12 protein-coding genes are annotated in these 12,063 nt (G+C 51.8%); 7 read left to right on the forward strand and 5 right to left on the reverse strand.

Features of this window, described 5'->3' with window-relative positions; genetic code table 11:
* Positions 1-57 precede the first annotated feature (57 nt).
* Entirely contained in the window at positions 58-1,041 is a 984-nt protein-coding gene (locus ACYVIY_RS18980; RefSeq protein ID WP_460977966.1) for a hypothetical protein, read from the forward strand.
* Between the two features lie 101 nt (positions 1,042-1,142).
* Complete coding sequence (locus tag ACYVIY_RS18985; RefSeq protein WP_460977967.1) at positions 1,143-2,099, forward strand: phytanoyl-CoA dioxygenase family protein; 957 nt, start codon at positions 1,143-1,145, stop codon at positions 2,097-2,099.
* On the opposite strand, the gene ACYVIY_RS18990 is transcribed toward ACYVIY_RS18985, so the two are convergent.
* The 5 genes from ACYVIY_RS18990 to ACYVIY_RS19010 all read right to left on the reverse strand — a co-directional run bounded on the left by ACYVIY_RS18990 (position 2,096) and on the right by ACYVIY_RS19010 (position 7,758).
* Positions 2,096-2,710 carry a 2OG-Fe(II) oxygenase gene (locus ACYVIY_RS18990; RefSeq protein WP_460977968.1) on the reverse strand — a complete coding sequence of 205 codons (615 nt, stop codon included), beginning with the start codon at positions 2,708-2,710 and terminating at the stop codon, positions 2,096-2,098. The two genes, ACYVIY_RS18985 and ACYVIY_RS18990, sit on opposite strands and share 4 nt — an antisense overlap.
* A gap of 21 nt (positions 2,711-2,731) precedes the next feature.
* Complete coding sequence (gene nuoK / locus ACYVIY_RS18995; protein WP_460977969.1) at positions 2,732-3,043, reverse strand: NADH-quinone oxidoreductase subunit NuoK; 312 nt, start codon at positions 3,041-3,043, stop codon at positions 2,732-2,734.
* The gene (locus ACYVIY_RS19000) at positions 3,027-3,572 is read right to left on the reverse strand and encodes an NADH-quinone oxidoreductase subunit J family protein (RefSeq protein ID WP_460977970.1); all 546 of its coding nucleotides are present in this window, start codon (positions 3,570-3,572) and stop codon (positions 3,027-3,029) included. The genes nuoK and ACYVIY_RS19000 overlap by 17 nt, the downstream gene beginning before the upstream one ends.
* Before the next feature lie 41 nt (positions 3,573-3,613).
* On the reverse strand, positions 3,614-5,260 hold the full coding sequence (locus ACYVIY_RS19005) for a 4Fe-4S dicluster domain-containing protein (protein WP_460977971.1): 1,647 nt from the start codon (positions 5,258-5,260) through the stop codon (positions 3,614-3,616).
* 92 nt (positions 5,261-5,352) lie between these two features.
* Entirely contained in the window at positions 5,353-7,758 is a 2,406-nt protein-coding gene (locus ACYVIY_RS19010) for an alpha-ketoacid dehydrogenase subunit alpha/beta (RefSeq protein ID WP_460977972.1), read from the reverse strand.
* A 243-nt stretch (positions 7,759-8,001) separates the two neighbouring features.
* Between ACYVIY_RS19010 and ACYVIY_RS19015 the strand changes: the two genes are divergently transcribed.
* From ACYVIY_RS19015 to rlmN, 5 genes are all read left to right on the forward strand, one after another.
* Complete coding sequence (locus ACYVIY_RS19015) at positions 8,002-8,448, forward strand: DUF1573 domain-containing protein (RefSeq protein WP_460977973.1); 447 nt, start codon at positions 8,002-8,004, stop codon at positions 8,446-8,448.
* 161 nt (positions 8,449-8,609) lie between these two features.
* On the forward strand, positions 8,610-9,758 hold the full coding sequence (locus ACYVIY_RS19020; RefSeq protein ID WP_460977974.1) for an acyltransferase family protein: 1,149 nt from the start codon (positions 8,610-8,612) through the stop codon (positions 9,756-9,758).
* Between the two features lie 113 nt (positions 9,759-9,871).
* Positions 9,872-10,321 carry a GatB/YqeY domain-containing protein gene (locus ACYVIY_RS19025; protein WP_460977975.1) on the forward strand — a complete coding sequence of 150 codons (450 nt, stop codon included), beginning with the start codon at positions 9,872-9,874 and terminating at the stop codon, positions 10,319-10,321.
* Positions 10,322-10,410: 89 nt separating this feature from the next.
* Complete coding sequence (locus ACYVIY_RS19030; RefSeq protein WP_460978054.1) at positions 10,411-10,917, forward strand: CvpA family protein; 507 nt, start codon at positions 10,411-10,413, stop codon at positions 10,915-10,917.
* A gap of 75 nt (positions 10,918-10,992) precedes the next feature.
* Positions 10,993-12,048: a dual-specificity RNA methyltransferase RlmN gene (gene rlmN / locus ACYVIY_RS19035; RefSeq protein ID WP_460977976.1), complete on the forward strand. Its 1,056-nt coding sequence runs from the start codon at positions 10,993-10,995 to the stop codon at positions 12,046-12,048.
* The last annotated feature ends 15 nt before the right edge of the window (positions 12,049-12,063 follow it).

The following is a 12,063-nucleotide window of genomic DNA, read 5'->3' on the forward strand; positions in this document are numbered from 1 at the left end:
TTATCGTACAACTTTATAGCCAATCGGAAACGATCAGTAAGGCTGTTCCTCTTCTTCATGACCGCGCCTGCTCTTGTAATTCTGCATCGGGGAGACCCGTATTACCTGAAATATTGCCTCTATCAGGCACGCCACACAAACCCCGATTCAACCATTTACCTGATCGGTGACGAATCGAACGGTCATTATAAAGGCATTCATCATCACCTGACGAGCACGTACTGGACCAGTGCAGCTGAATTCACAGACGCCTACGTCCATTTATCGTCCCGCGGCTACGAGTACGAGCTGTTCTGTATTCAGCGATGGTTTGTCTTACTCGATTTTATGCGGGCTCATCAGTTGGAGCGATGCGTTCACCTCGACTCCGACGTATTGTTGTATGATAATCTGCACCGAACTGGGGACTGGCTAGGCCATGATATTCTCCAGTATATCCACTGGATTCCGCACGTCATGTACATCAACAGCTTATACGCTTTGGAACAGTGGTGTAGCTATGTCACCCAGTCGTACGAAGACTCGGCAAGGCTACAGGTGCTTCAGGCGCTGTATCAGCAGTACACAGATGGTCAGGACCCCGGATTCATAGGGGTATCCGATATGACGCTGCTTGAACTTTACCAGAAACAATACGACGAACGCACATCGAACCTGTTCAAACGCCGGGAATTCACTGACGCCGTTCATGATGACAACCTGAATACCGGCAGTCGGTTCAACACCAGTTCGTCGGGATTAGGTAAACAACTAGTCTGGCGCAGGGGTGTTCCGTACGGTTATTTCGAAGGTAAGTTTCTCCGGTTTCAGTCCCTGCATTGCCAGGGTTATGCCAAAGCCCGGATGCCGGTATTGTCAACGTTTCCGAAAAACAGCATGCAGACTGCTTATTGGAAAGACGCGTTGACAGTTAGCTGGCCGTACATCGCCAAAACCTGGTACAGGGCCTTACGATACGGCTCAGGAACCGCTAGGAATCAGGCAGCCACGCAGCAAGTCGAACACCCACCCGAAGAGCCATTAACCGCTTACACACAATAGATTGCGACTTCGAATAAGTTAATGGTGTGGGGCGTGAAATTAGTACGTCTTTTTGATAGATTTGCTTTTAATCGCTCTCTACACCTCTTATTCTCAGTCACATGACAACCGCGGCAACGATTAATCTACCCTGGGTCGAATCGCCATTTTTCAATCAGGAACTTCAGGCTGCGAATCTGGACCCAGCCACCGCCGAGCAGGTACGCCGGTATGCCGAAGATGGCTACTTGATTTTCGATCCCGAAATCGACGAATCGGTACTCGACCGGGCTATTGAAGAGGTACAGCCGCTGTATGGTAATGACCTCAGGAAGCAGGATGCCTGGCAAACAGTTCAGGCCGTGCGGCACATTGCTACAGCGCCCAAAATTCTGGAAACGCTTCGGTTACTGTACCGCCGAGAGCCGATTCCGTTTCAAACCCTAAACTTCCCGGTCGGCACGCAGCAGCGCACGCACTCGGATTCGATCCACTTCAACTCCATCCCCCAACGGTTTATGTGTGGGGTTTGGGTAGCCTTAGAAGATGTCCGCGCCGACAACGGGCCGCTTCATTACTATCCCGGCAGTCATAAACTTCCGTTCTATGATTTGATCGACATGGGGCTGAAAGGCTCGGAAGCGCAGACGGTGGAAGAGATTTACGGCGGAACATACGCACGATACGAGGAGCGGCTGGCGGAAATTGTTCAGGCGCATGGTCTGAAAAAAGCCGTTCTGAACATGCCGAAGGGCAAGGCCATTATCTGGTCGGCGAATCTGCTGCACGGGGGCGAAAAAATCCTGACACCCGGCGCATCACGGCATAGTCAGGTTACGCATTACTTCTTCGAAAACTGCGTGTATTACACGCCCCTACGGTCCGACGCTACGTTAGATAAGCTCTATGTTCGCAAGATTACGAACATTGCCACCGGCCAGCCCGTACCGAACAAGTATTTTAATCAGCAACTGGCTTACGATAGTGAGGGGTATGCCAAACGGTATACGATTCCGGCTCCGGTACGGCGGTTAGGCCGGTTTGTACCTCGTTTTCTGATCAATATGCTCAGGCGTTAGAACAGAGCCGCTGTTTTTAACCAGCCTGTCACGCTGAGCCGTTCGCGGGTGGCGGGCAACACTTCGTGCTCCAACCGACCGCTTTCGAAACACACTAACCGGCCGCCCAGGGGCGCAATCGTCAAGGTTTTTTCGGTGCCGTCCGGCTCGGGTACGTACAGCGCCAGTTGTCCCCCATCGCTTTCCTGCCAGTCGGTGTTCAGGTAGCAGATCACCGAGAGTTTCCGGCGCGAGTCGCTGCGAAACTGATCGAGGTGGCGTTTGTAAAACGTGCCGGGTGGATACAGGGCATAGTGAAACTCATAATCCCGAAGCCCTAAATAACAGGTCTGGTTTACGTAGTCGACGAACTCGCGAATCCGTTGCAGAAAAGCACTTTCTTCGGGAGTAGCCGTAGCGGCATCGAGCCACAGGATTTCATCGCCCCGTATCTGGCTTTCAACCGTTACCTGCTGATTGCCGATGGCCGCAGCCTTAAATTGCCCGGCCTGTCGGCGTTCGCGCAGTCGCATAGCCAGTGCGGTGACTTCTTCGGCCGTCAGAAAATTATCGTGAATGCCGTAGCCATTGGTCGCAATACTGTCAATGATCGGCTCGAAAAGCGTTTCCATACCCGTTTGGACAAATAGCAGTTAATGTTTCAACTCATTGAGTTCGTCCAGTTGCGCCGTACGGAAATGACGATACACCTGAAGAACAATGGCCAGCGCAACCGCTGACTCAGCAGCCGCCACAACCATCACGAATAAGCTGAACATCTGCCCCTGTAACCGATCCGGGTCGTATTGACTAAAGGCAACCAGGTTGATGTTCACTGCATTCAGCATTAGTTCGATGCCCATCAAGACGACAATGGCGTGTCGTTTCAGCACCACTACGGCCAGACCGATGCTGAATAACGCGGCCCCAATCAGCAAAAACAAATGACTATGAACGGGTTCCATTTTTCAGGGTTTTAAGCGATGGAGCGGCCAGATAAGTTGCACCAACTAGAGCCGCCAGCAGCAGAATACCAGCTATTTCGAACGGGACTACGTACTCGGTCATCAGTTGCTTGCCTATCGTATGTATGGTACTTTTCCAGCCAACCGGCTCGCGAAGCAACGCGAAATCGGCTCGAATCAGCAGGGTATACAAAGCAGCAAACAGAGTGGCCGTTAGTAACAAAGCCGCGATCCAGCTTCGGTTGGCCGTCAGAACGCGGTTAGGAGCCTGACTGTTCGTATCCGTAGGTAAGTCAGGCTTATGCGTCAGCATGACGCCAAAAATAACCAATACCAAAACACCCCCAACGTAAATCATGATCTGGGCCACCGCCAGAAAGTCAGCACTCGCCAGCACGAACAATCCGGCAACACCTAATAAGGTCAATAGAAGAAAAAAAGCCGCATAAAGCACATTTCGGGTGAGCAGAATGGCCAGCGCGCTGATCAGCGTAAGTGCGGCAAAAGCGTAGAAGGCAAGCTGAACCACGGATTCGTTAGTTAGGTAAACTTAGATACGATTTATTCAGGCTACACAGCTTCCCCGTCGTTTTCCGGCTTAGACTGGTCAGCATCGGGTTTAGGTCGCATGGTCGGTCGGAACGCGGGCTTAGCTTTAAGCGGCTGTTCGGACGTCAAGTCGGGTTGCTCCTGCTCAACCGAGGTTTCGTTCGCCGACTCTGTGGCGGCCGGTCTCGCGGGCTTCATCGTCGGCCGGAAGGCTGGCTTCGGCTTTGCTGGTTCCGACGTTGCAGCCACGTCAGGTTCTACTACGTCCGGTGCCTTCGCAGCCGGTTTCATCGTCGGCCGGAACGCGGGTTTTGGCTTAGGCGCTTCAACTGGCGGTGTTACGTCCGTTTCAGCCTTACCTTCCTCCTTGGCCGCTTCGGCGCTGGGCTTCATGGTTGGCCGGAAGGCGGGTTTTGGTTTCGCAACTTCGGCATCCGACGAATCAGTCGTTGCTTCTGCCGGAGCCGCTGGTTTCATCGTTGGTCGGAACGCAGGCTTTGCTTTCGCCGGTTCAGCCGTTGGTTCCGAATTAACCGCTTCGGACGTATCAGTTGGTACGGCTGGCTTCATCGTCGGACGAAAGGCCGGCTTGGGTTTAGGTGTTTCCGCATCCGATTGTTTAGCTGATTGAGCCTCTTCGGCCGCAGTCGGTTTCATCGTCGGGCGGAAGGCCGGTTTTGGCTTGGGCGGTTCAGCCGGAGCTTCGGCACTAGGTTCTTCCGGAGACGTCTTCGACGTCGGCGGCTTCATGGTCGGCCGGAACGCAGGCTTCGCCACGGCTGGCTTATCTTCCTTACCGACTTCGGCCTTGTTTTCCGCAAGTGGCGGTTGTGCTTCCTCAGTCACCGGAGGCTGGGCAGCGGGCTTCTGCGTCGGCTTAAATACGGGACGTTTTTTAGCTTCTAAACCACCCTGCGCGATCTGCTGCATCTCCTCCGGTGTAGCATCGGTCAGTGGATGTTCAATGGCGCCATGGGTCGAATTTTCCGTTGGGTCGGGGGGGGCAGCGGGTTTGGCGGTCGGCCGAAACACGGGACGTTTGGGCGCGGCTGCGGTCTCACTCGCCTGCGTAGCTTTGGCCTGAGCCGCTTTGGCCGCAGCCTGAGCGGCTTTCGCTTCTTCTTTCTCCCGAACGAACTGTTCGTAGAGCGCCCGCTTTTCGTCGGCCTGTTCAGGTGTTAACTCAGCGAAACTATACGTAAGCTTACCCAACTCAAATTCGCTGTAATCGAACTTTTTGTCCATCGTCAGGCACTCCGTCGGGCATACAACCGTACACAGTCCGCAGTAGCAGCACTTAGCCATGTCAATGTCAAACGTAGCGGCATACAATCGAATGGGCGACCCATCCGACGCGCGACCTACCTCTTCGGTTGCTTTAATGGCGTCAATCGTGATGCAGTCGACCGGGCAAACTTTCGCGCATTTGTCACAGACGATACAATCTTCGATTTCGTTACGTAGTCGATACCGGCCATTATCAGGAATGGGCAGCTGCTCATGCGGATACTGAAGCGTAACGAGACCGTTCTGCTGATCAAAGTAATTGTCGCTCGCAATGCCCATCGGCGTTCGACGCTGCGTGGCATCACGCAGGTGACGTAACGTCAGACTTAATCCCTTAAGTGTCGTCCGAATACCGGACTTTATATCGTCAAAGTAAGTCATGTTTAAATGAATGAGTGAGTTAGCGGATGAGTGATTGAGTGAATAACCAGTAATAAAACATTCACTCAATCACTCATCCGCTAACTCACTCATTAAATAGTTGGAAACCGATTGGGTTCGGCTTCGCTCATCAGCGAATACACGACCTCAATGACGTCGTCAACGTTCGGTTTCGAGAAATAATCCCCGTCAGACCCGTAGGGCGGACGGTGCGCTTTAGCCGCTAACGTTCGCGGAGCTGAATCCAGGTAGCGATACGCGTTCTGTTCTTCAAGCACTTTCTGCATCATATAAGCGGAAGCGCCACCGGGCACATCTTCGTCGGCAAAAACGACCCGACTGGTTTTTTGAATCGACTGCACAACGGACTCATGCACATCGAACGGCAGCAGCGTCTGTACGTCAATCACCTCTACGTTTATGCCCAACTGAGCCAGTTGCCCGGCTGCTTCCAGGACAATCCGGCACATAGAACCATAGGTCACCACAGTTACGTCCGAACCGGCCCGTAATATTTCCGGGACGCCCAACGGAACACAAAACTCGGCTAGATTGTCAGGAACCCGTTCTTTTAACCGGTATCCGTTCAGCGATTCGATGAGCAAGGCCGGATCATCGCCTTGAATCAAGGTGTTATAAAACCCGACGGCTTGGGTCATGTTCCGGGGTACCAATACGTGTAACCCTCGTAAACTGCTGAGCATGGCCCCCATGGGCGAGCCCGAATGCCAGATACCTTCCAGCCGGTGCCCCCGCGTCCGGATGATTACCGGCGATTTCTGACCACCTTTCGTTCGGTAAAGAAGCGTGGCTAGGTCGTCCGTCAACGTAGCAAGGGCGTAAAAAATATAATCGAAATACTGAATCTCAACGATGGGTCGCAGGCCCCGCATGGCGAGTCCGATGCCTTGTCCGATAATCGTTGTCTCGCGGATTCCGGTGTCGGTTATACGAACTTCACCGTATTTCTCCTGCAAGCCAGCAAATCCCTGATTTACATCGCCAATGAAGCCAACATCTTCGCCCAGTGCGACTACACGAGCGTCACGGCCGAACAAACTATCGAAGTAACGCTGCATCAGTAAGTACCCGTCAACAGTTGGACTTTCATCGGTATACTGCGCCGGTACGCCTTCGATTAATAATGGAGAGTCGGGCGATTGGCTGTACAGATGCGAGCTAAACCGTTCGGCATTCTCAGCATTAGTTCGTTCCAGCCAGGCGTGTAATTTTTGACGGCCTGCACTCTGATCATTGCGCAATACCCGCAGGGCCTTACGCACAGCGGCTGTCGCATCACGGCGCAGGGGTGAAAACGCTTTACGCAGTTCTTCGCGAACGGCCATCAAATCGGCCGATTTTGCATGATGACGAGCCGCCTGCTGCAACAAATCAAGTGCTTCGTCAAAGTCGCTTTTCATCGATGCCTGAAAGGCATTCCAGGCGTCCAGACGAGCTTTCTTGGTAGACTGCTTGGCATCGTTTTCAATCGCTTCCAGCTCGTCGTTCGTAGCATATCCATTTTCCAGAATCCATTGCCGGAACGTTACGTTGCAGTCGTGCGCGGTTTCCCAGGCCAGGCGCTCTTTCGATTTATACCGTTCATGCGAACCTGAGGTTGAATGTCCCTGCGGCTGGGTAAGCTCCTGTACGTGAACAAGTACCGGTACATGTTCTTTGCGGCAGATGCGGGCGGCCCGTTGATACGTTTCCAGCAGAGCCACGTAGTCCCAGCCTTTTACGGTAAAAATTTCGATGCCCCGGTCCTCGGCGTCGCGCTGGAAACCAGCAAGCGCTTTCGAAATACTTCCTTTTGTGGTCTGGTACTCAACTGGCACGGAAATCCCGTAACCGTCGTCCCAAACTGACATCAGCAAAGGCACCTGCAATACACCGGCGGCATTCATGGTCTCCCAGAACATGCCCTGCGACGTAGAAGCATCGCCAATGGTAGCGAACACAACTTCGTTGCCGTTATGCGAAAACTGAGTTAGGTCACTTAATGCCGGGTTGGTTCGATAGAGCTTGGATGCGTAAGCCAATCCAAGCGACCGCGGAATCTGTCCCGCTGTTGGTGCAATGTCACAAACCGAGTTAAACATCTCGGTCTGGTTCCGCCATAGCCCCTGTTCGTCCAGCCATCGTGTGGCATAGTGGCCGTTCATCGACCGACCAGCCGTATTCGGGTCACGCGTTACGTCGGTATCCGCGTAGAGCTGAGCGAAAAATTCGGTCCACCGCAATTCGCCGAGGGCCGCTACAAACGTCTGATCCCGATAATAGCCCGATCGGAAATCTCCCCGCTCAAAAGCATGAGCGGCAGCCAGCTGAGCCAATTCTTTACCGTCGCCGAAGATGCCGAATTTGGCCCGACCGCCCATTACGTCGCGCCGTCCCAACAAACTTACCTGTCGGCTTTCGCAAGCCAGCCGGTAGTCAGATAGGATTTTTTCGGGGACCAGAATATCAGTCGAGCGAAGTTGTTCGTTTGCTATCACAACAGAGCTACGGGTTGAAAGCGTACAACAATCAATTTATTGATGAAGTGTTTGGCAGCCAACAAGTCGGCTATCAAGTGAAAGTAAAAATAAGGTAAAACATCACAGCTTTCAAAAAAACGATTTTCTGCGTTTCTTTGTTGACCGGACAGCGACCAACAAGAATTTGGCAAACTGTTTGCTTTAACAACGTTTTTTGAAGTACATTATCTTAACAACCAAACCATAATTCCGTTTAGTCCAATGAAAAAGTTTTTTTCACTTTTCGTAGCTTTATTTGTGTTCGTCGCAGTTGGCTACGCTCAGAAGGGAGTAATGAAATTCTCTGAGGAAACGCACGATTTTGGTAAAATCGAGCAAGGCAAGCCAGTTACGCACGTATTCACATTTAAGAATACAGGTACTGATCCAGTTATTATCAATGATGCGCAGGCATCTTGTGGCTGCACCAAGCCAAGCTGGACTCGTGAGCCGGTCTTGCCCGGTAAGACAGGTACTGTATCCGCTACGTTCAACGCGGCAGCGGGTGGCCAGTTCACCAAGACGGTGACGGTAACGAGCAACGCGGAAGCTGGACAAACGGTTTTGTATCTGAAAGGCGAAGTCGTTTCGCAAAAACAGGCTGAAACGGCTGCAGCTCCAGCCACATCGGCCCCTGCTAAGAAAAAAGGCACAAAAACTTCACGCTAACACGCTGAAGGGTTAATAGTGTGGTTAAGAAAGGCATTTGGTAGTGTACCGAATGCCTTTTTTTACGTCCTTTCCAGACCTTATCTCCTCGTTTAACCGACAGCCACTCGGCTGTCCTTTCTTTTTGTAATTTACCGCCTACTTCCTAAACCCTGCTTTGCATGCAAACTGCTACTAATACTGCTCAGGAAACCGCCGTTGCTCAGCCAGCCCCCGTCAGGCGTTTACTTTCGCTCGACGCGTTACGGGGCTTCGATATGTTCTGGATTATGGGCGGTGAAGACATTTTTCACGTCCTGGCTAAAACAACCGGTTGGGCCTGGGCTATTCTCATGGCCGATCAGTTTACACATGTCGACTGGAACGGGTACCGGCCGTACGACAATATTTTTCCGTTATTTCTATTCCTCGCGGGCGTATCAACTCCGTACTCCGTTGGCAGCCGACTGGCAAAAGGAGACTCTAAAGCAAAACTGTCCCGGAAGATCATCACACGCGGGCTTCTGCTGGTAGTGCTCGGTATTATCCATAACAACGGCTTATTCGAAAACTCATTCGACGAAATGCGCTTCCCGAGCGTACTGGGCCGAATTGGCCTGGCAGGTATGTTTGCGCAGTTGATTTACGTATATGTCCGCAATGAACGAGCGCGCTACGGAATTTTTGCTGGATTGCTCCTGGGGTATTGGGCGTTGCTGATGCTCGTGCCAGTACCGGGTTACGGTGCGGGTAATCTGACGATGGAAGGCAGTCTGGTCGGCTACGTAGATCGACTGCTTATACCAGGTCGACTGTATAAAGTGGTGCATGACCCCGAGGGATTGCTCGGTATTTTGCCCGCTATCGGCACCGGTTTGCTGGGCATTTTCGCCGGAACGCAGCTGCGACGCCGGGACATTGGCGAAGGGCGCAAACTTCAGCGTCTAGCCTTGGCGGGCGTTGTCTGTCTGGCTATCGGCTGGCTATGGCATCTGGTGTTTCCAGTCAACAAAAATCTGTGGACCAGTTCATTTGTGCTGGTAGCAGGCGGCTGGAGCTTGCTGCTGCTCAGTTTGTTTTACTGGATCATCGACGTACGGAATAGTCGTCGGTGGGCGTTTTTCTTTGTCGTTATCGGCATGAATTCCATACTGATTTATCTTGTTGGCGATATCATTGACTTTGAGCACACATCGCGCTATCTGTTCAATGGCGTGCTTCAGTTCTTCGCCAAACCCGTTCAGGCCCTAGGTGCCGTACTTGGGTTTCTGGCCGTAAAGTGGGCGTTTCTTTACTTTCTGTACAAAAAGAATGTATTCCTGCGTGTGTAGATGGGGCGGTGAGTCTGTCTGCCGCACTCGCCGGCCAACAACGTAGCTCAGGTCGGCGAAGCGCATAGTTTGGGGAAGATTACCTAATTTTGGCTATTCATCTGTTAACTATTATGGCCTTAAAACAACAAATCGACGCCGATATTAAACAAGCGATGCTGGCTAAAGACCAGGACCGTCTGCGGGCACTACGCGCTATCAAATCCATGATTCTGCTGGAAGAAACAAAAGAAGGTGCGCATGGTGAACTGAAGCCGGAAGACGAAACCAAAATCTTGACAAAGGCTGTCAAGCAGCGTAAAGACTCGGCTGACATCTATCGCCAGCAGGGCCGCGAAGACCTGCTGAAAACCGAAGAAGTGGAAATTTCGATCATTGAGAATTACCTGCCCAAACAGCTTTCGGAAGACGAATTAAGAGAAAAGCTACAGGCGATTATCGCGCAGGTAGGCGCGTCGGCTCCTTCGGATATGGGTAAGGTAATGGGCGTGGCGACTAAAGAGCTTGCCGGGCAAGCTGATGGAAAAGCGATTTCAACGATGGTGAAGCAGCTTTTGCAATGAGCCAAAGAGTGAGAGAGTGAATGAGCGTAAGGCTGAGTCACTCTCTCACTCATTCATTCTCTCACTCATTGAATACCCTCGACATTTTTATGATTATCCCCCTGGCGTGGGGCGCATTTAACGGATACCGCAAAGGCCTCCTAGTCGAGATTGTTGCGGTTATTGCGTTTGTCATCGCTATGATCGTCGGATTTAAGTTTCTGGCGTTCGGCATCGACCTGCTGAGTCCGTACATCAGCCGGGAACTGGCTCGTAAACTGTTGCCCTGGCTGGGTTTTTCGGTGATCTTCTTTCCTACTGTGTTCATGATCAACCAAATGGGGTTTGCCCTTCGCCGATCGCTCAAATATACCCTACTGGGTACGTTCGACAGCGTAGCCGGTGCTGCGGTAGGTCTTTTTACGTGGGTTTTTGGAATTAGTGTAATCCTTTGGTTGTTCAGCTATATGGGGGTCAAAATGCCCCCCCGCCATACGGACGGCGCGTTCTTATATCCTTACATTCTGCCTATTGCGCCGAACGTAATGGACAAAGCCGCCGTTTGGGTGCCGAAAGGATTAGAAGCCGGAAAAAAGTGGCGGGCTCAAACCAATTAGTGATTTAGTGAATGAGCGATTGAGTGCATTTCACTTTGCCACTCAATCGCTCATTCACTAAATCGCTCATTAGAAATGGAGATACAGAAAAAAGACATACGTAAGCTAACGGCCGCTCAGCTTAAAGACTGGCTGACGGAACAGGGGGAACAGGGATTCCGGGCGAAGCAGATTCACGAATGGCTCTGGAAGAAATCGGCGTTATCGTTTGAGCAGATGACTAACCTGTCGGTGCCAACGAGAAATTTGCTGGATACGCATTTTGAGATTCGTCCCCTCACTGTCGATCAGCAGCAACGTAGCAACGACGGTACCATTAAGTCTTCGTTTCGCTTATTCGACGGAAACCTGGTCGAAGGAGTCCTGATTCCGGCCTTACGGAATGACGACAACAACCGGATGACCGCCTGTGTATCGAGTCAGGTTGGCTGCTCGCTTACGTGTAAGTTCTGCGCGACGGGTTATATGGACCGGAAGCGGAATCTGGAAGCTTCCGAAATCTATGACCAGGTTGTAGCCATCGACCGGCAGGCGAAAGAGAATTATAACGTACCACTTTCGAACATTGTCTATATGGGCATGGGCGAGCCGCTGCTGAATTATAAGAACGTACTGGAATCAGTAGATCGCATTACGTCGCCAGATGGGCTAGGCATGTCGCCGAAGCGAATTACGGTATCAACGGCGGGTATTGCCAAGATGATTAAGCAACTGGGTGACGACGACGTAAAATTCAATCTGGCGCTGTCGTTGCACGCGGCCAATGATTTGAAGCGCGACCAGATTATGCCCATCAACGAAAGCAATACGCTACAGGCTCTAGGCGATTCGTTGGGTTACTTTTATAAGAAAACAGGCACCCGGATTACGTTTGAATATATCCTGTTTTACAATTTCAATGATACGATTCAGGACGCTCAGGAGCTTTGGAAGTTCACCAAGCGCGTACCGGCCAAAGTAAACATCATCGAGTACAATCCGATTGCGGAAGCGAACTTCAAAAACACCGATCCGCAAACCCTCGACCGATTTGCCTATTTTCTGGAGAATAAAGGCGTTACGGTAAATGTCCGGCGAAGTCGGGGTAAAGATATTGATGCGGCCTGCGGTCAATTGGCAGGTAAAAAATGATGGGGCTTACGAGCC

The sequence above is a fragment of the Spirosoma knui genome (genome assembly GCF_054780635.1).

Coding starts and splice junctions, on each gene's coding strand:
- ACYVIY_RS18980 (WP_460977966.1), top strand. CDS start 58: ATGACCGCGCCTGCTCTTGTAATTCTGCATCGGGGAGACCCGTATTAC.
- ACYVIY_RS18985 (WP_460977967.1), top strand. CDS start 1,143: ATGACAACCGCGGCAACGATTAATCTACCCTGGGTCGAATCGCCATTT.
- ACYVIY_RS18990 (WP_460977968.1), bottom strand. CDS start 2,710: ATGGAAACGCTTTTCGAGCCGATCATTGACAGTATTGCGACCAATGGC.
- nuoK (WP_460977969.1), bottom strand. CDS start 3,043: ATGGAACCCGTTCATAGTCATTTGTTTTTGCTGATTGGGGCCGCGTTA.
- ACYVIY_RS19005 (WP_460977971.1), bottom strand. CDS start 5,260: ATGACTTACTTTGACGATATAAAGTCCGGTATTCGGACGACACTTAAG.
- ACYVIY_RS19015 (WP_460977973.1), top strand. CDS start 8,002: ATGAAAAAGTTTTTTTCACTTTTCGTAGCTTTATTTGTGTTCGTCGCA.
- ACYVIY_RS19020 (WP_460977974.1), top strand. CDS start 8,610: ATGCAAACTGCTACTAATACTGCTCAGGAAACCGCCGTTGCTCAGCCA.
- ACYVIY_RS19025 (WP_460977975.1), top strand. CDS start 9,872: ATGGCCTTAAAACAACAAATCGACGCCGATATTAAACAAGCGATGCTG.
- ACYVIY_RS19030 (WP_460978054.1), top strand. CDS start 10,411: ATGATTATCCCCCTGGCGTGGGGCGCATTTAACGGATACCGCAAAGGC.
- rlmN (WP_460977976.1), top strand. CDS start 10,993: ATGGAGATACAGAAAAAAGACATACGTAAGCTAACGGCCGCTCAGCTT.